This is a genomic window from Roseibium sp. AWQ4_254, from assembly GCF_056161025.1.
On record NZ_JBSWYH010000002.1, the window covers coordinates 60,665 to 84,065 of the forward strand.

The 23,401-nt window shown below is 58.7% G+C and carries 21 protein-coding genes; 5 read left to right on the forward strand and 16 right to left on the reverse strand.

Features of this window, described 5'->3' with window-relative positions; all coding sequences use genetic code 11:
• Positions 1 to 53 precede the first annotated feature (53 nt).
• On the reverse strand, positions 54 to 782 hold the full coding sequence (locus ACXAIC_RS02055; RefSeq protein WP_475173094.1) for a class I SAM-dependent DNA methyltransferase: 729 nt from the start codon (positions 780 to 782) through the stop codon (positions 54 to 56).
• 526 nt (positions 783 to 1,308) lie between these two features.
• Between ACXAIC_RS02055 and ACXAIC_RS02060 the strand changes: the two genes are divergently transcribed.
• The 3 genes from ACXAIC_RS02060 to ACXAIC_RS02070 all read left to right on the forward strand — a co-directional run bounded on the left by ACXAIC_RS02060 (position 1,309) and on the right by ACXAIC_RS02070 (position 3,558).
• A complete protein-coding gene (locus tag ACXAIC_RS02060) occupies positions 1,309 to 2,412 on the forward strand; it encodes an IS5 family transposase (protein ID WP_475173096.1) in 1,104 nt (367 codons plus the stop codon).
• Positions 2,409 to 2,735, forward strand: coding sequence for a hypothetical protein (locus ACXAIC_RS02065; RefSeq protein WP_475173098.1), 327 nt, complete (start codon positions 2,409 to 2,411; stop codon positions 2,733 to 2,735). The genes ACXAIC_RS02060 and ACXAIC_RS02065 overlap by 4 nt, the downstream gene beginning before the upstream one ends.
• Before the next feature lie 91 nt (positions 2,736 to 2,826).
• Entirely contained in the window at positions 2,827 to 3,558 is a 732-nt protein-coding gene (locus tag ACXAIC_RS02070) for an NAD-dependent epimerase/dehydratase family protein (RefSeq protein ID WP_475173100.1), read from the forward strand.
• Positions 3,559 to 3,842: 284 nt separating this feature from the next.
• On the opposite strand, the gene ACXAIC_RS02075 is transcribed toward ACXAIC_RS02070, so the two are convergent.
• The 11 genes from ACXAIC_RS02075 to nagZ form a co-directional block, all read right to left on the reverse strand.
• On the reverse strand, positions 3,843 to 5,234 hold the full coding sequence (locus ACXAIC_RS02075) for a peptidoglycan DD-metalloendopeptidase family protein (RefSeq protein ID WP_475173102.1): 1,392 nt from the start codon (positions 5,232 to 5,234) through the stop codon (positions 3,843 to 3,845).
• 249 nt (positions 5,235 to 5,483) lie between these two features.
• Positions 5,484 to 6,176: a protein-L-isoaspartate(D-aspartate) O-methyltransferase gene (locus tag ACXAIC_RS02080; RefSeq protein WP_475173103.1), complete on the reverse strand. Its 693-nt coding sequence runs from the start codon at positions 6,174 to 6,176 to the stop codon at positions 5,484 to 5,486.
• Between the two features lie 16 nt (positions 6,177 to 6,192).
• The gene (gene surE, locus ACXAIC_RS02085; protein ID WP_475173105.1) at positions 6,193 to 6,957 is read right to left on the reverse strand and encodes a 5'/3'-nucleotidase SurE; all 765 of its coding nucleotides are present in this window, start codon (positions 6,955 to 6,957) and stop codon (positions 6,193 to 6,195) included.
• A 108-nt stretch (positions 6,958 to 7,065) separates the two neighbouring features.
• The gene (serS, locus tag ACXAIC_RS02090) at positions 7,066 to 8,346 is read right to left on the reverse strand and encodes a serine--tRNA ligase (protein WP_475173107.1); all 1,281 of its coding nucleotides are present in this window, start codon (positions 8,344 to 8,346) and stop codon (positions 7,066 to 7,068) included.
• 81 nt (positions 8,347 to 8,427) lie between these two features.
• A complete protein-coding gene (gene tatC / locus ACXAIC_RS02095; protein ID WP_475173109.1) occupies positions 8,428 to 9,228 on the reverse strand; it encodes a twin-arginine translocase subunit TatC in 801 nt (266 codons plus the stop codon).
• A complete protein-coding gene (gene tatB / locus ACXAIC_RS02100; RefSeq protein WP_475173111.1) occupies positions 9,225 to 9,710 on the reverse strand; it encodes a Sec-independent protein translocase protein TatB in 486 nt (161 codons plus the stop codon). The genes tatC and tatB overlap by 4 nt, the downstream gene beginning before the upstream one ends.
• Before the next feature lie 41 nt (positions 9,711 to 9,751).
• The gene (locus ACXAIC_RS02105; protein ID WP_475173114.1) at positions 9,752 to 9,976 is read right to left on the reverse strand and encodes a twin-arginine translocase TatA/TatE family subunit; all 225 of its coding nucleotides are present in this window, start codon (positions 9,974 to 9,976) and stop codon (positions 9,752 to 9,754) included.
• 233 nt (positions 9,977 to 10,209) lie between these two features.
• Positions 10,210 to 11,349 (reverse strand): ABC transporter ATP-binding protein, encoded by a 1,140-nt coding sequence (locus ACXAIC_RS02110; RefSeq protein WP_475173116.1) that lies wholly within the window; start codon positions 11,347 to 11,349, stop codon positions 10,210 to 10,212.
• On the reverse strand, positions 11,349 to 12,050 hold the full coding sequence (gene scpB, locus ACXAIC_RS02115; protein ID WP_475173119.1) for an SMC-Scp complex subunit ScpB: 702 nt from the start codon (positions 12,048 to 12,050) through the stop codon (positions 11,349 to 11,351). Before scpB ends, ACXAIC_RS02110 begins: the two co-directional genes overlap by 1 nt.
• On the reverse strand, positions 12,043 to 12,882 hold the full coding sequence (locus ACXAIC_RS02120) for a segregation and condensation protein A (RefSeq protein ID WP_475173121.1): 840 nt from the start codon (positions 12,880 to 12,882) through the stop codon (positions 12,043 to 12,045). Before ACXAIC_RS02120 ends, scpB begins: the two co-directional genes overlap by 8 nt.
• A gap of 11 nt (positions 12,883 to 12,893) precedes the next feature.
• Positions 12,894 to 13,913, reverse strand: coding sequence for a beta-N-acetylhexosaminidase (nagZ, locus tag ACXAIC_RS02125; RefSeq protein ID WP_475173123.1), 1,020 nt, complete (start codon positions 13,911 to 13,913; stop codon positions 12,894 to 12,896).
• Between the two features lie 220 nt (positions 13,914 to 14,133).
• On the opposite strand from nagZ, the gene ACXAIC_RS02130 reads away from it, so the two are divergent.
• The gene (locus tag ACXAIC_RS02130; protein WP_475173125.1) at positions 14,134 to 15,150 is read left to right on the forward strand and encodes an alpha/beta hydrolase; all 1,017 of its coding nucleotides are present in this window, start codon (positions 14,134 to 14,136) and stop codon (positions 15,148 to 15,150) included.
• A gap of 48 nt (positions 15,151 to 15,198) precedes the next feature.
• Here ACXAIC_RS02130 and ACXAIC_RS02135 read toward each other — a convergent pair whose 3' ends face one another.
• Positions 15,199 to 16,122, reverse strand: a complete 924-nt coding sequence (locus tag ACXAIC_RS02135) for a DMT family transporter (protein ID WP_475173126.1) — start codon at positions 16,120 to 16,122, stop codon at positions 15,199 to 15,201.
• Positions 16,123 to 16,254: 132 nt separating this feature from the next.
• Here ACXAIC_RS02135 and ACXAIC_RS02140 point away from each other — a divergent pair, with 132 nt between their 5' ends.
• Positions 16,255 to 17,172, forward strand: coding sequence for a LysR family transcriptional regulator (locus tag ACXAIC_RS02140; RefSeq protein WP_475173128.1), 918 nt, complete (start codon positions 16,255 to 16,257; stop codon positions 17,170 to 17,172).
• A 112-nt stretch (positions 17,173 to 17,284) separates the two neighbouring features.
• Here the strand turns inward: ACXAIC_RS02140 and ACXAIC_RS02145 are convergent, their stop codons facing one another.
• The 3 genes from ACXAIC_RS02145 to ACXAIC_RS02155 form a co-directional block, all read right to left on the reverse strand.
• Positions 17,285 to 20,134, reverse strand: coding sequence for an SPOR domain-containing protein (locus tag ACXAIC_RS02145; protein ID WP_475173131.1), 2,850 nt, complete (start codon positions 20,132 to 20,134; stop codon positions 17,285 to 17,287).
• 71 nt (positions 20,135 to 20,205) lie between these two features.
• On the reverse strand, positions 20,206 to 21,975 hold the full coding sequence (gene argS / locus ACXAIC_RS02150) for an arginine--tRNA ligase (RefSeq protein ID WP_475173132.1): 1,770 nt from the start codon (positions 21,973 to 21,975) through the stop codon (positions 20,206 to 20,208).
• A 99-nt stretch (positions 21,976 to 22,074) separates the two neighbouring features.
• A complete protein-coding gene (locus ACXAIC_RS02155) occupies positions 22,075 to 23,292 on the reverse strand; it encodes a deoxyguanosinetriphosphate triphosphohydrolase (RefSeq protein ID WP_475173133.1) in 1,218 nt (405 codons plus the stop codon).
• Positions 23,293 to 23,401: the final 109 nt, after the last annotated feature.

Sequence of the window (23,401 nt, forward strand, 5' to 3'; positions counted from 1 at the left end):
TCGCTGTGCCGACTATCAATGTCGGCAGTGCGGACAAAGCGAACATTTGAATTCTAGACTTTTCGCCAAACCGAAATGTGTTTGGTACTCATTCGATCATAAGGCGAGCGATCCCAGTTTGACCATCTCTTCTCAAGTTCCAATCCCGCCATCTTTGCCATCAGATCAAGCTCTGCTGGCCAAGCGTAACGGAAGGGAATAGACAAATAAATGTGTTGTCCATCTTTCATCCAAACATGGCTAGAAGTAAAGGACTGGGAAGCGACATCAAACTCGTCGATTCCGAAGTGTTCCTTGCTGTTTGCAAAAGCAAGTCTCGTCCCGCCGAACGGTATTTTCTGGATTGGCGGCACCAGAGTTTCGACAAGAAACCGGCCCTTTGGCTCGAGGTGGCGCGCGGCATTCTGAAAGCACGATACTTGGGATTCTTGTGAAGTCAGATTGTTGATAGTGTTGAAAACAAGGAAAACTAGCGCAAACTCACCGTTGACTTGAGCGGTGGCCATGTCCCCAATTGTAACCTCAATTGGTGCACCGTTTTCCTTTTCTCGGAGCTTCTTAAGCATGGCATTTGAGAGCTCGATGCCTTTTACTTTGGCACCTCTCTCGACTAACGGCAATGCGATCCGTCCTGTTCCGATGGCGAACTCAAGAATGCTGCCTCCATTGGATAAATCGACTAAGCAATCTACCGTTTGCTTGATAAGTAAAGGATCGGTTCCGCCGTGATCTTGATCGTATGTTTTTGCCACTTCTTCGTCGAAATATCCATCGCCAAGCATTATGCTGATTCCTAACAATATTCGCCGGACATCTCGACTGCCTGAATCTAAAGTAAGCTCATTGTGTGAAATTCATGCAACGGTCACGTGGGGCTCCAAGCTGGCATTAGTTCTTAGTCACCTTCTTGCTTTGGATGGCTGCGAGAACACCTCACAGATGCCCCATCCAATGAATCCAAAATCGTCTCGCAATCCTCCAGATCTTTGAAAAGACCATCCGCAAGGTTCTGACTTTCTCCCAGAAGGTCTGCCATTTTCCAAAAACTATAGTGTTTACAGCGCATCTATCTGCGCCAGATTCAAAGGATGCGTTTGTAAAGTCAGTTTTACAGCAACCAATTTTGTCATCGGGCGCATGTTGGGTAGCATCCATCATCATCCGCAAGCGGTCTCGTATGCGGACTTTTCTGCCAGCGACTGCGCCTGAACAAAGGTTCGTTTGTCTATCAGGCTGTTGAAAAAGGGCTCGTTTCGAAGGCCTTGCCGTGATTCATTGTTCCCGAAGATGATTTTTGGAAGGTGATGGATGCGTGGCGGAGACGAGCAGACGGGCGAGCTTTTCAGCTATGTCGATCTTGAGGCGAGGGTTCGGCGGGATCATCCGCTCCGTTCGATCCGAGAGATCGTGAGCGCGGCCCTGACTATTCTGGAGCCGGAGTTCTCTGCTCTGTATTCGCCGATTGGGCGCCCGTCGATCCCGCCGGAGAAGCTTTTGCGGGCGATGCTGCTGCAGGCGTTCTATTCGATCCGGTCGGAGCGGCTTCTGATGGAGCGGCTGGAGTACGATCTTCTGTTCCGCTGGTTCGTCGGCATTGGCGTTGATGATCCAGCGTGGGACCACTCGACCTTCTCAAAGAACCGCGACCGGCTTCTGGAAGGTGACATTGCCGCGAAATTCCTGGCGGCAGTGCTGGCCCAGCCCAGGGTGAAGAAGCTTCTGTCCACCGATCACTTCTCGGTCGACGGCACGCTGATCGAAGCCTGGGCGTCGATGAAGAGCGTCAGGCCGAAAGAGGCCCCCAAAGACGGTTCGGGTGAACCACCGGCTGCTGGCGGCGGGCGCAACACCGAGGCTGATTTCCACGGCCAGAAGCGGTCGAACGATACGCATGCCTCGACCACCGACCCGCAAGCAAGGCTCTACAAGAAGGGCAAAGGCAAGGAGGCGAAGCTCTGCTTCCTCGGGCATGGGCTGATGGAGAACCGCAACGGCCTTTTGGTCGATGCCTGCCTGACATTGGCCGACGGTCATGGCGAACGCGTGGCCGCCTTGCACATGATCGAACCCCGCGCCGACCGGCCGCGAGCAGTCACGCTGGGGGCTGACAAGGCCTACGACACACAGGACTTCGTCAATGAATTGCGCGCGATGAAGGTAACGCCGCACGTGGCGCAGAACATGAGTGGGCGCCGTTCGGCAATCGACGGGCGCACGACGCGCCATGACGGCTATGCTGTCAGCCAACGCATCCGCAAGCGCATTGAGGAGGTGTTCGGCTGGATCAAGACGGTCGCCGGGCAGGACAAGACGAAGTTCCGTGGCCGCGACCGTGTCGGATGGGCCTTCACCTTCGCCGCAGCCGCCTACAATCTGGTGCGGCTGCCGAAACTGCTGGCGGTGCCGGCATGAGCCTTTTGGGCAAATGGCGCATCGTAGCCATGCCGGACTATGTCGAGGACTATCCGGACATGCTGGAACGTGCCTACATCCTGTTTGAGGACAAGGGCGCTGGCGAATTCGTCTTTGGGTGTGTTACCGGCCAAATCTTTGCCGGCGGCGCAGGCCGAGCCGTGGAATTCTCCTGGCAGGGCAATGACGAAATGGACGAGGTGCAAGGCCAAGGTTGGGCCGAACTCCAGTCCGACGGCTCCCTCAACGGCGCAGTCTGCTTCCAAGGCGGAGATGAAGCCAAATTCTCCGCTCGCCGATGGACTTCTTCAACAGCCTGCTAGGGCCATCGCAAGGCCGCTTTCCTTTTGCTCGTGACCGTCATAGGCATGGCTATCAAATAGTGACGGGATCATTGCGACAAGGTGGAAGACTATGCGGAAGGTTTTGGTAACTGGTTCATCGGGTCGGATTGGGCAAGTATTTGTCGCCGAATATCAAGAGCGCTATGAGTTTGTGTTGACCGATTTGAGGGAACCTTCGGACCCCATCATCGGCCGACATCGCTTCGAGCAATCTGATTTATCTGATGCAAGTGCGGCAGACACTTTATGCAAAGGCGTAGACGCCGTTGTGCATCTGGCCGGTGTACCTGACCCAGATGCAGAATTTGATGACGTGCTGCCAGCTAACATATTGGCTACAACCTATCTGATTGAGGCTGCCCGTAAGGCCGGGTGTCGCCGTTTCGTTTTCGCCAGCAGTGCCCAAACCATCGAAGGATACCCTGTAGACCGGCAAGTCGTGCCGGGGATGGCCGTCGCACCGGCAAATATCTATGGCGTCTCTAAGTGCTATGGAGAAGCCTTGTGCTCGCTCTACGCGACACAGCATGGCATGTCCTGCGTCTCTTTGCGCATCGGGGCGTTCGAGCCTGCTGACGGCCCACCCCTTGAGACCTTACGCGACCTTAGCGCATGGCTTAGTCATCGCGATGCAACGCACCTAATTGATCGTGCGATCCAAGCTGAGATCAACGGGAGCTTTGTCGCGCACGGTATCTCCAACAATCGATTTAAGCGCTTTGACTTGACTGAAACATGCAGAGTTTTGGGATACGCACCTCAGGATGATGCGTTTTCAACTTTTCCGATACCCTCCTCATAAACCCGACATTCGTTCACATCGCAACATCGATCAAAATGGGTTCTCTCCGGCCAACTGTTGCACTCTGCGCCAACGGCAGCCTTGGGCTGGAAGCCACGTCGAGCCTGCCAGGCGCGAATGGCTGTTTCGCCAAATGCCGGAGCCTAAACCTGCATGGCAACAAATAGCTGCCCTGGATCAATGCTCTCGCTTTTTCAAAAGGCACGAGAGCCGATCTGCTTGTGAGCGCATTCAGGGTATGGGCCCGGCCGTTTGGCCGGGCTTTCTGTTTTTAAAAAGATGCTTCAGCGTTGCGGCAGATGCTGCAGCGGATCGACGGGCTTGTTGCCCTTGCGCAGCTCGAAATGCACTTGCGGCTGGCTCACGGATCCGGTCGCCCCAGCCAGACTGATCACATCCCCACGGCGGATCTTGTCGCCGCGCTTGACCTTCAGCTCGCTGTTATGGGCATAGGCGGACACCCAGCCATCGCTGTGGCGCAGCAGAACCAGATTGCCATAGCCCTTCAGCTCGTTGCCGGAATAGATAACCGTGCCATCTCCGGCCGCCTTCACCGGCGTCCCCTCTGGCACCGCCAGGTTTACGCCTTCGTTCTTGCCACCGCCCGGCTTCGTGCCGAAATCGGAAATGATGCGCCCGCGCACCGGCCAGCGGAACATCTCGGTCGACACATCCGCATCCCGTTGGATGCTGGCCACAACCGGTGTCTTGATCGGCTCGGTCGGTTTGGCTTCCTTGGTCACAGCAGGGGCCGGCAGGGCTGCCTTTTTCACCGGCTGAGACGGAGCTGCAACGGGCGCACTGGACTTAGCGGATGTCTTGGCCGGGGTCACAGTCGCGATCGACGCAGTGGTCACAGGCCGGGTATCATAGGCAGGTTTGCGCTTGGGAAGGGCACTCACCTTCAGAACCGCAGGCTCAGCGGCAACCGTCTTTGTTGTGCTGATCTGCGCAAAGGTTGGCTGACGTGCAGGTTTACGCTCCGGATAGGGAGCGATCCCGGTCGTTTTCGTGATGGTTCCCGTGACAACCTGCTCATTGCGGGCAACTGCAGGAAGTTTCACCTTGCCGGTTTCGCCTTCCGTCGTGCTGGCGAGCCCGTTCCGGTCCGAATAGACATAGGTCGGGACGACGAGCGATTGCCCTGCCCGAACCTGATTCGGATCGCTGATACCATTTACGGATGCGAGCGCCTGGACAGGAACACCATAGCGGCGGGCAATAGAATTCAGATTATCGCCCTGGCGGGCCTGGACCCGAGTCCCCCCAGTGGCCGTCCAGCCTTTCCAGTCTTTCCCAGGTGCGGTGGCAGCCACTTCAGGTGCAGGCTGTGCGGCAACGGGCGCTGCGGCAGGTGTTGACTTGGCGATCACAGGCGCTGGCAGAGGCGCTGACTGGATACTCGCGGAGGAGCTGGAGATGGAGCCCGTCGTTACCGGCCCCGACCCGGCCGGTGGCAACCCGGCACTGGTTCCACCGGGCCCGTTGGCAATATCCTGGTAACTCGGCTGATCGGGTGCCTTGCCGGCCAATATTTCGCGTTGATTGTCCGTATTGCCCGTATAGAAGGGCGGCTCACCGAACCGCTCAACGGAGCCGGAGCATCCTGCAAGAAAGGCCGCAACCAGAGAAACTGTTGCCGCTTTACCAAGTAGATCCCCGCGGAGGGTACGCATCCGCTTCATCATCGCCTTACTCATACCGCTAACAATGGCTGTTATGGTTAAGAGTAAACGCCAGTAAGGTTTATAAAGACTGAAGAGCGGACATGTTTGCCGCAAAAACCTGCCTGATTTCAGTCCTTTTCACCTCAAGCAACCGGAAAAAGGCTGGCTTCATAGTAAACAAGGCCGCAAATGGCCGGAGCGCGATTCATTTTTTTGGTCTCGATTCGCCCACCGGTAGTCTCTTGAAAAGAAGACCCGTCACAGGGTCTTGGCAAGTCCGCTCTGGAGCATGACCGTCCGCAACGGAAGCAGGGTTTCCGCTGTCATGACATTTTCGGATTTTGTGAACCGGATCAAGGATTGCAGCTGGTTTTTCTTGCCCACGGGCGCAACAAGCAAACCGCCGGGTTTGAGCTGCTGCACCCAGGTATCAGGAATGCTGTCTACCGCAGCCGTTACCACGATCCGGTCAAAAGGGCCTTTCTGTTTCAGGCCTTCGAACCCGTCCGCCTGAAGCGGCGTGACATTGCCCAGCTTCAAGGCAGCGAAACGGCGTTTTGCCAGGTCGCTCAAGGTGCCATAGCGGTCGATCGTGTACACCTGCCCGGCCAGATGCGCCATCACGGCAGCCTGATAGCCGGAGCCCGTCCCGATTTCGAGCACGGTTTGGCCGGGGTCAATCTTCAGCGCCTGCACGGTCTGGGCCACCATGGAGGGAGATGCCATGGTCTGACCGCATTCAATCGGCAACGCCGCATCCTCATAGGCAAGGCCGTGATGGCGGGCGGACAGGAACAGGCGTCTTGGCACCCGTTCAATGGCGGCAAGCACGTTGCGGGCCCCAATGCCCCGCCGCCGCAAGGCCAGAACCAGGGCGGCACGGGTCTCCGCCTCATCCGGCAAAGCGTTTGAGAGCGGTGTCCGGTGCGTGCCGGGCGGAAGGCCGGCCATATGGAACTCTCCTGTCCTAGGACTGGGTCAACGCATCCGTAAGGTTCGTGACCAGATCATGTGCCGTCAAATCTATGCGTAACGGCGAAACGGAGACATATCCATCCGCAATTGCCTGAAGGTCAGAATTATCAAACACAGATTTGCCGCGCTCCCGGAAGCGCAGCCAGTAGTAAGGATAGCCGCGTCCGTCCTGGCGCTCGTCCAGCAACAGGCCGCTTTGTTCGTAGTGGCCTTGAACGGTCACTTTCACACCTTTGACCGCCTTCGGCGCGCAGGCAGGAAAGTTGACATTGAGAAGGCTGTAAGGCGGCAAGTCAAACTCAACGAGCTTTCTGAACAGGTCCGGCGCATGGGTCTCGGCCACTGCGAAATTCGGTTCCGCCTTCACGTCCCAGTCATAGGACTGGGAGACGGCAATTGAGCGGATGCCGAGAATCGCCCCTTCCATCGCTCCGGCCACCGTGCCTGAGTAAGTTACGTCTTCAGCCAGGTTCTGCCCACGGTTGATGCCGGACAGAACCAGATCCGGGCGCCCAGGCAAAACCTTGTGCAGCCCCATGATCACACAGTCCGTCGGTGTGCCCTTGACTGCAAAATGCCGGTCATCAAGGGACCTGAGCCGAAGGGGATCACCAAGGGTCAGGGAATGGGCCACCCCGCTCTGGTCGGTTTCAGGCGCCACAACCCAAACATCGTCGGACAGGGTCCGGGCGATCCTTTCCAGCGCGTCGAGACCGGGGGAATGGATACCGTCATCATTCGTAATCAGAATACGCATGGCTGAGCTGTCCTGGAAGCTGAACATACTGCGCCCAACCGGCGCAGCAGAAAGAGTTCGAAAAGCGGCGGGTATCCCCCCGCCGCCTCGGAAGTCGCCCGGACGGGCTTAGCCGATCCTGTCCAGCCCGCTCATATAGGGCCGTAGAACGCCGGGAACCGTAACCGACCCGTCGCCATTCTGGTAATTCTCCAGAACCGCGATCAAGGCCCGGCCAACGGCAATCCCGGACCCGTTGAGCGTGTGCACATGCACCGTCTGCTTGCTGCCGGCGGGCCGGTAGCGGGCATTCATGCGACGGGCCTGGAAGTCCCCACAGACCGAACATGAGGAGATCTCCCGGTAGGTGTCCTGCCCCGGCAGCCAGACCTCAATGTCATAGGTCTTGCGCGCGCCAAAGCCCATGTCTCCGGTGCAAAGCGTCATAACCCGGTAATGCAGACCGAGTTTTTGAAGCACGGTCTCCGCACATCCGAGCATACGATCCAGTTCGCTCAAAGAGTCCTCCGGCCGTGTGACCGAGACCAGCTCGCATTTCTGGAACTGGTGCTGGCGCAGCATGCCCCGCGTGTCTCTGCCGGCAGACCCGGCTTCGGAGCGGAAACAATAGGTCAGCGCGCTCACGCGGAGCGGCAAGGCCTCTTCGGCAAGGATCTCTCCGGCCACCAGATTGGTCAGCGGCACTTCGGCGGTCGGAATCAGATAGTGATCCGTCGTAGCCTTGAAGAGGTCTTCCTCGAATTTCGGCAGCTGGCCGGTGCCAAAAAGCGGGTCGGCATGCACCAGCAGCGGCGGCGAAACTTCCGTATAGCCGTTTTCCTGGGTGTGCAGGTCGATCATGAACTGGCCAAGCGCCCGTTCCAGCCGGGCGATCTGCCCTTTCAGAACGACAAAGCGCGATCCGGAGAGTTTGGCCGCCGTCGCAAAATCCATGGCTCCAAGCGACTCGCCAAGCTCGAAATGCTCCTTCGGCTTTTCGTTGAACGTGAAGACGGGCTTTTCCCCATGGGTCTTCAAAAGCACGTTGCCCGCTTCATCCGCCCCCTCCGGCACATCGTCATGGGGAAGATTGGGGATCACGGCCATGGCCGCCTCCAAGGCGGCATTGAGCGCGCGCTCCTCCTCCTCGCCTTCCTGGATGAACGCCTTGATCTTGGCGACTTCGTCGATCAGTTCCTGGGCACGGGAATCGTCGCCAGTCCCTTTCGCCTTGCCGATTTCTTTCGAAGCGGCGTTGCGGCGCTCTTGCGCATCCTGGAGCTTGGTGATGTGTGACCGGCGGGAATCGTCCAGAGCAATCAGTTTGGCGGCAGAAGCTTCATAGCCCCGTTTTGCCAAGGCTTCGTCAAATGCGTCTGGGTTTTCCCGAATCCATCTAATATCAAACATCTTCGCTTTCCGAACGACGGTAGTTGTCAACACATCCGTCCGCCCGGCTGGCGTTCCCGCATGAGATGCAGCCTATTGGGATCAGGCGGCTGCGTCTTCCGCCTCACGCTCTGCTTCCCGCTGCGCGCGCTGGCGCTCCACAAACCTGACGGACAGGATGGAGACTTCGTAGAGAAGCAGTGTCGGGAGTGCAAGGCCGATCTGAGAGATCGGGTCCGGCGGTGTCAGAATTGCGGCGGCGGCAAAGGCGCCGACAATGGCATATTTGCGCTTCTTCTTCAGATCTTCTGACGACACCAGCCCCGCGCGTCCCAGAAGCGTGAGAACCACCGGCAGCTGAAATACAAGACCAAAAGCAAAGATCAGCAGCATGATCAGGCCAAGATATTCGCTGACCTTGGCCAGATGCTGAATGGCGACCTGTCCATCCGTTGCCAGCTGTTCCTGAGACAGAAAAAAGCCCATTGCCATGGGCATGACCAGAAAATAGACGAGGCTGGCACCAATCAGGAAGAGGATCGGCGTTGCGACCAGAAACGGCAGAAAAGCGCCTCTCTCATGCTTGTAGAGCCCGGGAGCCACAAACATGTAGATCTGGCTGGCGATCACTGGGAAAGCCAGAAACAGCGCGCCAAACAGCGCCAGTTTGAGCTGGGTGAAAAACCATTCTTGGGGGGCGGTGAAGATCATTTCCACCGGATGCCCTTCCCCGACAGCGCGCAGATAGGGAAGTGTCAGAATGTTGTAGATGTCTGTGGCGAAATAGAAGCAGATGACGAACATCACCAAAATCGCCGCAATGGACCAGATCAGCCGCTGGCGCAGTTCGATCAGATGTTCGATCAGGGGCGCCTTTGAGGCGTCGATGTCATCCTGGCTCATGCCTTAACGTCTTCCGTCACCGGCGGCTGGGCCGGACTGTCCATTGATGCAGGGGGCGGCGCTGGCTCCGGCGATGTTGCGGCCACCTGAACAGGGCCATCAGCTGCCGCATCTGAGCCGTCTGCTGCAGGAGAAGCGGCGCTCCCGCCGACAGTCGGATTGCCGGTTGCGGACGCCGGTTTGCTTGTCATTGGCCGGGAAGCCTTTTGCGCGGCGTCTCCCTCAATGGATTTCTTCAGATCTCCCAGAGGATTGAAATTCGCGGCATCCTCGACCTGTTTTTTCATGTCGGCAATGTCGGCCTGCTGCTCCGCCTCGCGCAAAGCATCATTGAACGTGGACTGGAACTCCCGCGACATGCGCCGCATCTTTCCAACCGTCTGTCCAAGAGTGCGCAACATGCGCGGCAGGTCTTTCGGACCTACGACGATGATCGCCACACAGGCAATCACCATGAGTTCGGTCCAGCCGATATCAAACATGAGAACCTTCGTCCCTTAGGGAGACGCGATGCAGATCAGGATCAGCTCGCTTTGGTCTGATCTTCGGCTTTCGCAGACGGAGCTGTGTCAGCGGCCTGATGATCGATTGTCTTCGGCGCTTCAGCAGTGTCGTCTTCGGCCATTCCTTTTTTGAAGCTTTTGATTCCCTTCGCGACATCGCCCATCAATTCGGAAATCTTGCCACGTCCAAACAGCAAAACCACCACAACCGCGATGATCAAGATCTGCCAGATACTAATGCCCATACGCCAAACTCCTGATAATTGGCTTTAAAGCCCTTCGGCCCTTGTACAAAAACGGATGAGACCGCGCAACATACACTCGAACAACATTTTTCGCCGTCAGACAAAGTGATGATGGTCCCGGCAATCCGTTTGCCAGCCTTGCGTGCAATCACCTTACCACACAACACTCAGTACCTGTTTCGACACCGGTCATCTGTCCGGGTTCTGGCCCGGGCCAGGCCGTGCCGCGTGGACTAGACTTGGGGCTCCTGACGGGAAAAAACAAGCACGTCCTTGGGGTCGGCCTCAACAGAAACATCCATTCCTGGCTCCCAGGGACAGCCTGCCTTGACCCGCGCCTTGAGGGATTGATCCAGCCCTTCAACAGCAACAGACAATAGGTCCACCTCACCAACGAAACGTTTTGAGGTGATGCGGCCTCTCGTTCCCGGCTGCGTGGCCCCGCTCAGGCACAGGCCCTGCGGCCGGATGCAAACGTCAACAGCCACTCCCGGGTCAAGATCCTTCGCAGGCATCACCCCCAGCACTGTTTCGACACCTTCTGAGGTTGCCCGGCCCTCAATCTGGTTCAATTCGGAAAAGAACCGCGCCGCGAAAAGATCCACCGGGTTGTTATAGAGTTCAGCGGCGGAGCCATGCTGCACAAGGCGCCCTCGGCGCATCAGGGCAATCCTGTCGCCCATACGCATTGCCTCTTCCGGATCATGTGTCACGATGATGCAGGTGGCCCGGGTTTCGCGGATCACGGTCAGAGTTTCTTCGCGCACACTGTCACGCAGGCGTTTGTCCAGACCGGAAAAAGGCTCGTCCATGAGCAGTATCCCGGGCCGGGGAGCCAACGCACGGGCAAGCGCCACACGCTGCTGTTCGCCACCAGACAACGCATGGGGATAATCGGGTGCATAGTCCACCAGCCCGACCCGGCCAAGGGCTGCCAGCGCCGCTGCGCGTGCCTCCTGTTTCGGCAGCTTCGAAAGCCCAAATGTGACATTGTCCAGGATGCTCATATGGGGAAACAGGGCATAATCCTGAAACATCAGGCCGACGCCGCGTCTTTCCGGCGGCAGAAACACCGTTTCCCCGGCGATCTCCCGGCCATTTATGATCACCTTGCCCCGGGTTTGACGCTCAACCCCAGCTGCAATCCGCATCAAGGTGGTCTTGCCGCAGCCTGAATGGCCTAATAGGCACAGAATCTCCCCCGGCGCGACCGACAGGCTTACGTCGTGGATCGAAGGAATGCCGTCATAATCATGAGAAATCGCGTCAAAGACCAGCCCTGCCGCGATGGTAGCGCCCGCGGTTCCAGGCGCCCCCCAACTCAGTGTATGTCCATTGCCATTGGAATATGGCGCCTTGTTTTCCTGTGGCATCAGGCCCCGGCAGTTTCATCAGCTGTCTCGTCAAACAGAGATCCGTCTTCTAATGGATCTTCGTCTTCCGTCAAAGTGACTTCGTCACTTGGCGAGGGCACGACGAAGGAGGCCGGCACGGCGCTGTCCAGCAGCCCCGCGCCTTTGAGTTCCTCCAGACCCGGCAGATCCTTGACAGTTTCCAGCCCGAAGTGGACCAGAAACTGCTCCGTCGTGCCATAGGTGACCGGACGGCCGGGTGTCCGCCGCCGTCCACGCATGCGGATCCAGGTGGTTTCCAGCAGCACGTCGAGCGTGCCTTTGGAGGTCGAGACGCCCCGGATTTCTTCGATTTCAGCGCGGGTGACCGGCTGGTGATAAGCGATAATGGCCAATGTCTCCAGCGCCGCGCGTGACAGTTTCCGCTGTTCTTCGACATTGCGGTGCATCAGATAGGCCAGATCTTCGGCCGTGCGGAAACACCATTTTCCGGCGACCTTGACCAGATTGACCCCGCGCGGAGCGTAAAGTTTCTGCAGCTTGCCAAGAAGGCCGAGTACATCCGTTCCTTCCGGAACGCGCAAAGTCAGTTCTTCAAGCGACAAAGGTTCATTGGAGGCAAAAAGCAGCGCCTCGATCATCCGCTGGCCGCTCAGGTCGGCTTTAGAGGAGACCTTGCTGCCTTTTTCCGAGGCCAGGTCGAGTTCCCGGTTGTCAGCCATCCGTGTCCGCCTCCCCGTTGATGGAGCGGATATAGACAGGTGAAAACGGCTCTCCCTGGCGGATTTCTACCTGCCCTTCCCTCACCATTTCCAGGCTGGCGGAAAAGGTGCTGGCAACAATCGTGGCCCAGTCCTTGTTGTCGTAAAGATAGTCGCGGAGATAGGCATTCAGGGGAGCCCATTCGCTGACCCGTCCGACCAGTTTGGTCAGAAGGTCCCGCGCTTCCTGAAGCGACCAGACGTTTCTTTTGAGCACCCGTACAGAGGTGACCGATTGTCTTTGCCTCTGGGTCGCATAGGCCGACAGAAGATCGTAGATCGACGCATCCCAGATGCTCTTGTGCTGAACGGACATGGTCTCCGGGGCGCCGCGGTGAAAAACATCCCGCCCCTGCCGGCTGCGGTTCATGAGCTTTTCCGACGTCTCGCGCATCGCTTCCAGGCGGCGCAGACGGAAGGCAAGGGCCGCGGCCAGTTCTTCGCCGGTTGGCTCGTCCTCATCCTTTTGCTCCGGAAGCAACAATTTCGATTTCAAAAACGCCAGCCAGGCGGCCATCACCAGGTAATCGGCGGCGAGTTCCAGACGCATCCGGCGGGCCTCGGTGACAAAGTCCAAATATTGTTCCACAAGCTGCAGGATCGAGATCCGGGCCAGATCCACCTTCTGGGTCCGGGCTAGCCCCAGCAAAAGATCAAGCGGACCTTCAAATCCGTCCACATCGACCACAAGCTGCGGATCGGACAGGGCCCGGTCCTCCGCCGCGCTGACATTGGTCAGCAAATCGAAGGAACCGTCTTCCGGCAAAGAGGTCTGGGTATCCGCGTCGGCCATTCAAGCTCCGGTTAAGCGCCCTGCCACCCGGTCAGGGCGGTAAACGCGTCCCGGGCTGCATTCCTGTCAAATCCGGCGGCCGGTTCCCTCCAGCCTGCCAGGGCTTCGCGGCAGCGCCGTTCGGAAGCCCCTTCAAGAGCCGGCACTGCATCGGCCACGGCGGCCATCTCGCTCATATCACCGTTGCAATGCAGCACAATGTCACAACCCGCCGCGATGATTTTTTGCGACCGGTCGAACAGATTTCCGCCCAGAGCTTTCATCGAAATATCATCGCTCATCAAACAGCCCTCAAAACCGATGTGGGAGCGGATGATCTCCTGAACAATCCTGCTGCTTTGCGTGCCCGCTATTCCCGGATCTATCTCTTCATAGACAATATGGGCTGTCATGCCCAAAGACACGCTGGAAAGTGCCTTGAACGGTACGAAATCCACGGCTTTCAGCGTATCAGAATCCGCTGACACCCTTGGCAGCTCCAGATGGCTGTCGACGGTGGCCCGCCCGTGCCCAGGAATGTGCTTGATCACCGGCAATACGCCTCCGGCAAGCGCCCCTTCCACCATGGCTGCTCCAAGGGTGGCCACGACGTCCGGGTCATCCGACAAGGACCGGTCGCCGATGGCATCAACGGTCTGCGGAAAACGCACATCCAAGCAGGGCAGGCAATCAACTGTGATGCCGATGTCATAAAGATCTCTGGCGATCAGCTGCGCTCCCAGGCGGGCGGCTTGCAGGCCCCGCGCCTGGTCCTGGGCATAAAGATCCCCATAAAGTTTGGGGGCCGGATATCTCATCCAGTGCGGCGCTTTGAGACGCTGCACCCTGCCGCCTTCCTGATCCACCAGAACCGGAGCGTCTTTGCGGCCCACGGCCTGCCTGAAGTCAGCGGTCAGTGCCGCCACCTGGGCAGGGGTCTCGATATTGCGGGCAAACAGAATCAGGCCCCACGGGTCGGCTTGCCGGAAGAAGGCGGTTTCAGTTTCGGAAAGCGACGTTCCGGCGCAGCCGGAAATAAAGGCTTTGGTCATGCTTCTTCGATTACCCGGCTGCCCCTGCCCCGTCAAGAAACCGGGCGGCAGCCCTTGCGCCGATGCGCTGATCTTGCAATCTAAAGCGCCGCCCGTGGTCAAGTTCAGTCCGTTTTCCTTTTGCGTTGACACTTCTCAGGTCAAACAGCGACAGGCCCCTCCGACGGAATGCGATTTGCGCGAAAGGCACACTCGCACCCCCCTATGAATGGAGCCTTCCATGCGCGCCCGCCTCGACATCCCCTCCGGAACGCTGCACCGCTTCTCCCACCGCTCGGAGATCCTTGGCCAAAACCGTCTGGGGGATACGGCCACAAGGGAAATCGTTGTCTATACGCCCCATGGCCATGACGGTAGCGGCCTGCCGCTTCTGGTGGATCTCGTCGGTTTCACCGCCGGTGGCCCGGCCCATGTGAATTGGAAGAATTTTGGCGAGAATGTTCCCGAGCGGCTCGATCGGCTGATTCATGACGGCGCGCTGCCGCCGGTCACGGTTGCCTTTCCAGATTGTTTCACCCGCCTGGGCGGCAACCAATATATCGACAGCCTGTCCATTGGCCCCTGGGCAACCTGGCTGACAACGGAAATGCTGGAAGATGTTGAAGGTCGCTTCAGATGCGGCGGCCCCGGAAGACGCGGGCTGTTCGGAAAGTCCTCTGGCGGCTACGGCTCCCTCCTTCATGCAATGAAACATGCAGACGTCTGGTCCGCTGCGGCCTGCCATTCCGGAGATATGGCGTTTGACCTGTGCTATCTGCCGGAAATGCCGAATGTGCTGCGCACCCTGGCCAAGGCAGGCTCGATTGAGGCGTTTGTCACCGAGTTTGAAAAAGGGCCCAAATATGCAGGCAGCGCCATGCATGATCTGATGACCTTGGCCATGGCAGCCACCTATGACCCTGATCCGGATCCGGAGGTTTTTTGCGGCATTCGCCTGCCTGTGGATCTGGAAACGTGTGAACTGATAAAGGACCGCTGGCAGGCTTGGCTGGCCTGGGATCCGGTCGAGATCGCCGGCCAGCATATCAACGCGCTCAAATCCCTAAAAGGGCTCTGGATCGATTGCGGCTCTGTCGATCAGTACAATCTCGTCTATGGCGCCCGCCGCTTGAACAGGAAGCTGGAGGCCGCCGGGGTTCGTCATGTCTATCAGGAGTTCGACGACAATCACTCCTCCATCGACTATCGGCTTGATGAAAGTCTGCCCTTTCTGACCAAGGCGCTTCTTGATGGCTGATGGCGGCATTTCTGCGCCAGACTGTCTGCCGCAGCCCGGTACCGGCCCTCAGGACGCTGTGGACTGCTTTTTCGCCGCAAAGGGCAAGGTCAGGACCAGTCCGCCAAGGATGATCAGACCGGCGCCTGCTGCGGCCAGCGGAGCCGGTATCTCACCCCAGACGGCAAATGCGAACAGGGCCGACAGGACCACAGTCCCGTAATAGACTGGAGCCAGCGTGGCAGCACCGGCCCTGCGGTAAGCGGAAACATTGAGCGACTGGCCTAAGATCGCGACAGGCCCGAGCCAAACAAAGGCCAGAAGACTTGTCGAGGATATCGGCTGCGTCACGATAAGCCACACGGCGGGGCCAGTCAGAAGGAGGCTTGCGAACACGTTCACATAGGCAAGGATCGTAACCGTGTCTTCCCGCTGGGCCAGATAGCGCATGATCAAGGCTTCACTAGCCATGAACACCGCCGCCATCAGCGCTGCAACCACCCCGTCAAAGGCAAAAGCGCTCATACCGTTCCCCTGACTGGTGGACCGGACTACAAGATAGGCGCCAAGCGCGCAAAGTCCGGCGGCGATCCAGTGGCGGCCCGTAATCACTTCCTTCAGGATGATCCCGGCAAGCACGATCGCAATGATGCCCTTGGTGAGACCGATCGCAGTCGCATCGGCCAGCGGCAGCACACTGGCCGCATAGATCGAGCACCCCAAGCCACCGACCCCGCAGACGGACCGCAGCAAATGCAGTTTCCAGAGCGGGCTGACCGACATGGCCAAAGGAACGCGCAGCACCGTCCCGACCGAAAGAATCGTGACAGCGCCTCCCAGAAACCGGAGCCAAACCAGAACAGCCACCGGCAAAAGCCCATCGGCAATCTTTCCGGCCGCAAAAACAGGTGTGAAGGCCGCCATGCCTGCGACCGCCAGCAGAACCGCAAGACCCGTATTTTCCTGTCGCAAATAGTCGCTATTGGGCGCCATGGCCGTCTCCATTGGGTGAGTCCGGCATCTCTACCGGGTCAAACGGTAGGTTGGAACTCCTCAATTGCCCATGCCAGCCATGCATATTCACATGCTATTGCCCGAATTTTTGCACTTCTGTATAGATGTCTTATGAATTGGGATGATCTGAAACTCATTGATGCAGCCGCCCGCATGCGCTCCCTGTCCGGCGCCGCAAAGGCGCTGGATCTCAGCCAGCCGCAGCTGAGCCGGCGCCTGAAAGCCTTCGAAGACCGTATCGGCGCCCGTCTCTTCGACAGGACCCCAACGGGCCTCAAGCCGACGGAAGCCGGAGTGCGCCTGATCCCCCTTGCCGCCCAGATGCGCAAGAGCGCAGAAGCTGCCTCCCGTGTGCTGCCGGACCTGTCCGGAGCCTCCTTGAAGGTTGTGCGCGTTGCGGTGGACGAAGTCCGTGCCAGGGTGCTCACGGATCGTTTCGCAGCATTGTCAGCCCTTCTTGACGGGATCGAACTTGAACTGATCTCCAGCCACCGGAATGTTGACCATCAGACCCGAAGCATCGAATTGCAAATCCGCCACTGCCTTCCCGAAACAGATACGCTGATTGCCCGGAAGGTCGGCGATCTGGCCTATGGCATTTTTGGCGCACGATCCTATGTGGCCTCACATCCTGAAGCCTTGACCGATGACAGGTTCGCCGCCTGCGACTGGCTTGGATTTGCGCCTGATGACCTTTGGTATCCAGCCCATATGCGCTGGATGGAAGACCACAAGGTCCTCCGCCCGCGTCTGCGAACGAACACGATCACCACACTCTTGAACATGACCGTATCCGGCGCTGGACTTTCCCTGCTACCCGTTTTCATGGGCAATGCCCATCCGGATCTCGTTCCGCTTTCTGGGCCCCTGGCGGAGCTGACCTATCCGGAACACATCATCGTTCATCGGGATGTGCGCCGGGAACCGGCCGTCCGCAAGGCCATGGATGCCATCGCGAAAGTCTACCGGGATCTGTCCGCCGATCTCACAGGAAGGCTGACCGAAACCCGAATAGAAGCTGCCGAATAGAAGCTGCCGAATAAAAATCCCGACGACCAGCCTTTTGATGGGAGCTGGCCGCGTTCAGCCAGAACCAGATTTATGTCCGCCAAGTCGCGTGGTTTTGGTTCAACCAGACCTGTCAGGGCTGACGGCGCACAAAACAGTCCCCGCCCGCCCCTTTCAGGCTTTCACACAGCGTAACCGCCTCTTCGCGGGAACTCTTCGGTATCCGGGCCCGGTAGAACACACCCCGATCGCCCAGATCAGCTGCAACAATGACAGCCTCCTGGTTTCCAAGAACGCCCGGGAAGCGCCGCTGAAGCGCTGTGTAGGCACCGCTGGCCGCATCTGCAGTGCGTTGTGAGGTCACCTGAACGATATAGGTGCCGGGCGGGATCGTCCCGACTTGCCCAGACGCACTCACCGCACCGGCAGCCGGGGCCTGGCTCGGCGCCGCATTTGCGAGGTTAAGCGGGCCGCTGCTCTGCGCCGTAGCAGCAGGTGCGGTTTGCCCACCGGAAAAGCCTTGCGGAACAGCCGGCTTTTTCCGGGGCAGAACGGAAGGAGCAGGTCCAGACGCCCCATTTTCTTCGCTCTCAACAGCAGCAGCTGGCGCAGCGGAGGCAACAATGGCAGGCGTACTGGGCACCGGAGACGGTGCTGAGACCGCAGGAACCTGCTCGCTTGGCAGACCTGTGCCAATTGCGGGCGCCTCACTCGTGACCCCGCGCACAGGCGCAGTCGGTGTGACCGGTGCAGAGGCAGCTGGCACTTGAGGGGGCGCGGTGGCAGCCGATGCTGAAGCGCCATCGTCACCGGAAATGATCGTCCCGTCCGGACGGAACGTCAAAGTCCGTACCTGTTTCGGGGCGCCGGGCGCGAGATCCGCCCCATTTTCAGAAGGCCCGGGGGCCGGAGGCAGGTTGGCCGGTTCGGTTGTTTCAGGAAGAACCAGCCGTGACGGTGCTGTTGCCTCAGCTTCGTTCACCCTGTCATAGATCAGCTTGGACGCCTGCCCGTTGGGTTCCGGCTGGCTTTGATCCGGCATGATTTTCAAGGGCTTTTCAAGCCCCGCAATCACCGGGGGCGGCCCATCGGGCACCTGGACGCTGTCGCCATCCATCATCATGAACGCACCGCCGCCAAGCGCAGCGATCCCGACTATGCCGAGAATGACATAAAGGCCTTTGCGCGACCTCTCCTCTACGCCGGGCACTGCGGCCGCTTCGGCCGCCGGGTGTGGTGGCAAGACACCGGCTCCGCTCAGGCTCGGGTCGCTTTCCTGCATGGCCCGGGCCACCGCATCGAGATCGTAGCCTCCCGGTGGCGGAGGGGTTTCGTCCTCCTCGGCCTGAGGCACAGCCTGAGCCGCAGCAGGCCAAGCCATATCGTCAATACTGTCGGCAGCATCGGCAGCATCTGCACTGGCCAAGGCCGCTTTCAAAGACGGTTCTGAGGCGGCCTCCGGCAAGCGTGCCTCCAAAGCAGGCTCTTTGGTCTTGCGGTCCACGGGATCTGGAAAATCAAGATCCGCAAACAGTGCATCAATCCCGGCCGGACTGTCATCCAGATCGGACTTCACAGGAGGCGAAACCGGTGCGGGCGGACGCTCTGCCGGGCTCAGGGCTGCCAGGAAGTCGCTCTCGTTAATCGCCGGACGGCGCGCTTCAGGAGCTCTTGCACCGGGCGTGACCGGTTCAGCGGAGTTTTTTTCAGGTTCAACGGACTTTTCAGGCTCCGTGGTCTGCTGCGGCGCTAGCATGGAAAGATCGGGCTCAAATTTCCGGGTCTGGGACGAGCCCGGTTCCGGACGGGCATGACCGGCGGTGACTTGGGATGCCAGATAGTCGGGCGTGGTGTTCGCCCCGCCAACACGCGGAGAGACCTCCCGCGCGGCCAGACCCGGATCAGCGGGCTGAAGAGATGTAATCCTGTCTCGTGCACCCGAGTCCGGGTGCGGAGCTACGGTCACCGGTTCCGTGAGGTCCTGAAACGGATCCGAATACCCGCCAGATGTGCTGGAAAGATGAGAAGCGCCGGGAAAGGCAGACGAGCCAGGCGTGACAGATTGTGCAGCCGGTTCGTCCCCAACCGATTGCCGCAAGGCGCCAATCAGTTCGTCTTCAAGCTCAGCGGACAAATTCTGCTCAAGATCGATGGACACTGTGGACGGACGCCCCGTTTCCTGCGCTTGCGTCTCGACCGGCGAAGAGCGTCTCTGGAACGGTGAAGCGGTCGCGCGTCCGATCTGATACCCCTGGGGCTGGGCGGGCTGAATGCTTGGCTCGGTCGCCGGCGGCACAGGATCTGGCTCGGCAGGCGGTGAAGAGAGCGGACTATAAAGGCGTGGCTCGTCTAAAGGTGGCTCCGGCGCCAAGACCGGTTCCTGAGAAGGAACCTCCGGCATTTCAACCTGCTCTTTTTCCCGCCCGTCTTCGGCAATCGGTGCTTGTGGCCAAAGCGGTGAAACCGGTCCACGGGATTCGGACGCAGGCGGCACCGGATCATGTGTGCCAGGCATCCGCACTGTTCCGCCCGGTGCAAGGGAGGCCGGGGGAATGGGGCTCGCAGTGTCATCGAGGTTCTGCCGGGCGAAGAACTGTTCCCGCAACTGTCCAACGAGAGGCGCCACGGGCTCCTGGGCGCCCGGAGTGTGCGGGGGCTGGGTTGTCTCCGGAGCTTTGGCGACCGGGGGCGGCGGTGCCGGGGATTCCGCAACGGGCTGCGACGGAACCGGGGAGACAGGCATATCTATCTGCGGCTGCGGGTCGGGCGCTTTGTCATCGGCATCAGATGTAAAGTCATCCAAACCTGCGAAATAGTCCGTATTGCCTACCCGGCCGCCACTCACATTTGCCCCCAATTGCGTATTCTTCTGGACGATCCGCGCCAATTCAAGAAGCGGGTCGTCGACGGCTGGCTTGTCCGTGCCAGCCTCACCGGCGGGGCGGTTCAGATCGTCTTTGTTATTTTCGTAATCATTTGCCATGAGCTATACGAAAACCGGTCCCGTTTCACCATTGCACCCAGATGTCGACGCGCTGGTTGATAGTCTACTCTTTAACGCATTTCTTCAGGTGCATTCACGCCGAGAATCGAAAGACCTGATGCCAGCACCAAAGATATAGCACGAACCAGAGCAAGACGTGCTAGGGTTAATTTCGGGTTACCAGCGTCAATAAAACGTAATTGCGGCATTTCCTTGCCTCTATTCCAGTGGCCATGGAGAGAACTCGCCAGTTCATGTAGATAAAAGGCGATTCTATGCGGCTCATGTGTTTCGGCCGCCGCATTCACCACTTTCGGCCATTCGGCCATCTTGGCGATCAACTCCAGCTCGCCCTTGTCATCGAGTTGTGAGAAGTCCGCCTGCCTCAGGTCAATGTCGCCCTTGGCCAGATGCGGCAGCTCTTCAGCCGCCTGCCGCAGGACCGAGCAGCACCGGGCGTGACCATACTGCACGTAAAAGACCGGATTGTCTTTCGATTGTTCCGTGACCTTCTTGAAGTCGAAATCGAGTGGTGCATCATTCTTGCGGAACAGCATCATGAAACGCACCGGATCAGGCCCAACCTCGTCGACGACCTCCCGTAGGGTGATGAAGTCGCCGGAGCGCTTCGACATTTTCACAGGCTCGCCGTCTCGCATCAGCTTGACCAGCTGGCAGAACCTGACAATCACATCCGTCTCACCACCCGAAACAGCCTTGCCGACCGCCTGAAGCCGTTTGGCATAACCACCGTGATCCGCCCCGAGAACGTAGATGGTTTGCGCAAAGCCGCGCTCGAACTTGTCCTGGAAATAGGCGACATCGGCCGCAAAATAAGTATATGAACCGTCTGATTTTTTCAGCGCCCGGTCCGTATCATCGCCAAAATCAGTCGCCCGGAACAGGGTCTGCTCCCGGTCTTCCCAATCCTCCGGAACCTTGCCTTTGGGCGGGGGAAGCGTGCCTTCATAAACAAGGCCCTTATCCCGTAACCCGTCCAGCATCCGGTCGATCAGGGAGCCGTTGGTGCCGCTGCGCATATGCAACGTCTTTTCTGAGTAAAAGACCTCATGCTCCACACCGAGCGCCGCCAGATCTTCGCGAATCAGCTCCAGCATTGCGGAAATGGAGGTTTCCTTGACCAGCGGGAGCCACTCCTCTTCTGCTTTGTCCAGCAGCCCGGCGCCATAGGCCTGCTTGAGTGCTTCTCCCACCGGCTTCAGATAGTCTCCCGGGTAAAGACCGGACGGGATCTCGCCGATCTCCTCTCCAAGGGCTTCGCGGTAACGCAGAAAAGCGCTTCGGCCCAGCGTTTCGATCTGGGAGCCTGCATCGTTGATATAATATTCCTTGACGACCGAATTGCCCGCAAAAGCCAGAAGATTGGCCAGAGCATCGCCAACCACCGCGCCGCGGATATGGCCCACATGCATTGGCCCTGTCGGATTGGCAGACACATATTCCACATTCACCTTCGGCGGATCGGCAAGTGTTATTGCCCCAAACCGCGCGCCCTCGTCGAGCACACTCGCCAGAACCCGCTGCCACACGGTGGAGGCAACGCGCAGATTGATGAAGCCGGGTCCGGCGATCGAGGTTTCCGTGATTTCAGGGTCGTCGGCCAGTTTAGCCACGAGTTTTTCGGCAAGGTCGCGCGGTTTCATGCCGAGCTGCTTTGCCAGCACCATGGCGGCATTTGTCGCCAGATCCCCATGATCGGGATCGCGCGGAGATTCAACAACGACGCGCGCAAGATCCGGAGGTGAGTCATTTACACCTTTTAAATCAAGATCTTGTAGCGCGTTTTTAACACGCAGCGTGAAGTCTTCAAAGATATTCATCGAACACCGGTCTTGTCTGGATCTTCCATACCTGGAACCCCGCACGCAACAACAATCCGTAATGCCGGTGCGACAGGGCCCAAAGAGTTGACCGAGCGCCTACCCCAATTCCGGAGTGTCGTCAAACAATCTGCGGTGTTCTTCAATAGCATACCGGTCTGTCATGCCGGCGATATAGTCACAGATGCGGCGCGCAATTTCTGTTTCGCTCAAACCTTCAAGATCCCGGTTCCAGGGAGACGGCATCAAGACAGGGTCCGACTGGAACTTCGAAAACAGGTCCTTCACAACCCGGGCCACCAGCTTGCGCACGGCGAGCACGTCCTTGTGCCGGTAAACCCGGGCAAAAAGAAAGCGTTTCACCTCTTTTTCCGCGCGCACCATTTCGGGGGAAAACCCGATCATCATTTTTCCGGCCAGACGGATATCTTCCGCGCTTTGCGGCTTGAGCGCTTCTATGTTGCGCAAGCCCTCTCCGATGACGTCTTCCACCATACGGGTGATGGATCTGCGCACGATCTCATGAATACGCCGCCCCTCTTCCAGGCCGGGATATTTTGCATCCACTTCACGCAGAATATCAGCGAGAAACGGAACATCGCGCATATCTTCGATCGCAAAGAGACCGGCCCGCAAGCCGTCATCCAGATCATGGGCGTCATAGGCGATGTCATCGGCGATGGCAGCGGCTTGCGCCTCTCCGCCCGGCCAGGTGTCCAGGCGAAGATCCTGTTTCAGCGCATATTCGCGGATCGCAAACGGGAGGTCGCTGTCCTTGAACTTGCCAAGGGGCAACCCGTCCGGGCCGACCAGCGGGCCGTTGTGTTTCACCAGCCCTTCCAGGGTTTCCCAGGCAAGGTTGAGTCCATCGAATTCCGCGTAACGCTGTTCCAAATGGGTTACAACGCGCAGGGACTGAGCATTGTGGTCGAATCCGCCAAACGGGGCCATACAGTCGTGCATGACATCCTCGCCTTCATGGCCGAATGGAGTGTGGCCAAGGTCATGGGACAGGGCCAGGCATTCCGCCAGATCCTCATCCAAACGCAAGGCCCGGGCCAGGGACCGGGCAATTTGCGACACTTCAATCGTATGGGTCAGCCGTGTGCGGAAGTGATCGCCCTCGTGATAGACAAAGACCTGTGTCTTGTGCTTCAGCCGCCGGAAGGCGGAGGAATGAATGATCCTGTCCCGGTCGCGCTGAAAGGGTGTTCTGGTCGGACTTTCCGGTTCCGGGCACAAACGGCCCTGGCTTTTCAGAGGATTTTCCGCAAAGGCCGCCCGGGATTGTGCGCCGAACCCAATATCCGTTTTCATATCTGGCCTGTCATCTTTCACAAAAACTTCCCGGGTCCTGCCGGACGGCGCCGATTGACGCGGGCGGCTTCAAACCATACTTATCTCTAAACATCTGGTTTCACACTCT

What these genes read in the sequence shown, in the direction of transcription:
- ACXAIC_RS02060 (WP_475173096.1), top strand. Translation starts at nt 1,309, where the DNA reads ATGCGTGGCGGAGACGAGCAGACGGGCGAGCTTTTCAGCTATGTCGAT.
- ACXAIC_RS02110 (WP_475173116.1), bottom strand. Translation starts at nt 11,349, where the DNA reads ATGCCACAGGAAAACAAGGCGCCATATTCCAATGGCAATGGACATACA.
- tatC (WP_475173109.1), bottom strand. Translation starts at nt 9,228, where the DNA reads ATGAGCCAGGATGACATCGACGCCTCAAAGGCGCCCCTGATCGAACAT.
- ACXAIC_RS02070 (WP_475173100.1), top strand. Translation starts at nt 2,827, where the DNA reads ATGCGGAAGGTTTTGGTAACTGGTTCATCGGGTCGGATTGGGCAAGTA.
- ACXAIC_RS02140 (WP_475173128.1), top strand. Translation starts at nt 16,255, where the DNA reads ATGAATTGGGATGATCTGAAACTCATTGATGCAGCCGCCCGCATGCGC.
- ACXAIC_RS02145 (WP_475173131.1), bottom strand. Translation starts at nt 20,134, where the DNA reads ATGGCAAATGATTACGAAAATAACAAAGACGATCTGAACCGCCCCGCC.
- argS (WP_475173132.1), bottom strand. Translation starts at nt 21,975, where the DNA reads ATGAATATCTTTGAAGACTTCACGCTGCGTGTTAAAAACGCGCTACAA.
- serS (WP_475173107.1), bottom strand. Translation starts at nt 8,346, where the DNA reads ATGTTTGATATTAGATGGATTCGGGAAAACCCAGACGCATTTGACGAA.
- ACXAIC_RS02105 (WP_475173114.1), bottom strand. Translation starts at nt 9,976, where the DNA reads ATGGGCATTAGTATCTGGCAGATCTTGATCATCGCGGTTGTGGTGGTT.
- ACXAIC_RS02055 (WP_475173094.1), bottom strand. Translation starts at nt 782, where the DNA reads ATGCTTGGCGATGGATATTTCGACGAAGAAGTGGCAAAAACATACGAT.
- ACXAIC_RS02080 (WP_475173103.1), bottom strand. Translation starts at nt 6,176, where the DNA reads ATGGCCGGCCTTCCGCCCGGCACGCACCGGACACCGCTCTCAAACGCT.
- ACXAIC_RS02075 (WP_475173102.1), bottom strand. Translation starts at nt 5,234, where the DNA reads ATGCGTACCCTCCGCGGGGATCTACTTGGTAAAGCGGCAACAGTTTCT.
- ACXAIC_RS02130 (WP_475173125.1), top strand. Translation starts at nt 14,134, where the DNA reads ATGCGCGCCCGCCTCGACATCCCCTCCGGAACGCTGCACCGCTTCTCC.
- scpB (WP_475173119.1), bottom strand. Translation starts at nt 12,050, where the DNA reads ATGGCTGACAACCGGGAACTCGACCTGGCCTCGGAAAAAGGCAGCAAG.
- ACXAIC_RS02135 (WP_475173126.1), bottom strand. Translation starts at nt 16,122, where the DNA reads ATGGCGCCCAATAGCGACTATTTGCGACAGGAAAATACGGGTCTTGCG.
- ACXAIC_RS02155 (WP_475173133.1), bottom strand. Translation starts at nt 23,292, where the DNA reads ATGAAAACGGATATTGGGTTCGGCGCACAATCCCGGGCGGCCTTTGCG.
- surE (WP_475173105.1), bottom strand. Translation starts at nt 6,957, where the DNA reads ATGCGTATTCTGATTACGAATGATGACGGTATCCATTCCCCCGGTCTC.
- ACXAIC_RS02120 (WP_475173121.1), bottom strand. Translation starts at nt 12,882, where the DNA reads ATGGCCGACGCGGATACCCAGACCTCTTTGCCGGAAGACGGTTCCTTC.
- ACXAIC_RS02065 (WP_475173098.1), top strand. Translation starts at nt 2,409, where the DNA reads ATGAGCCTTTTGGGCAAATGGCGCATCGTAGCCATGCCGGACTATGTC.
- nagZ (WP_475173123.1), bottom strand. Translation starts at nt 13,913, where the DNA reads ATGACCAAAGCCTTTATTTCCGGCTGCGCCGGAACGTCGCTTTCCGAA.
- tatB (WP_475173111.1), bottom strand. Translation starts at nt 9,710, where the DNA reads ATGTTTGATATCGGCTGGACCGAACTCATGGTGATTGCCTGTGTGGCG.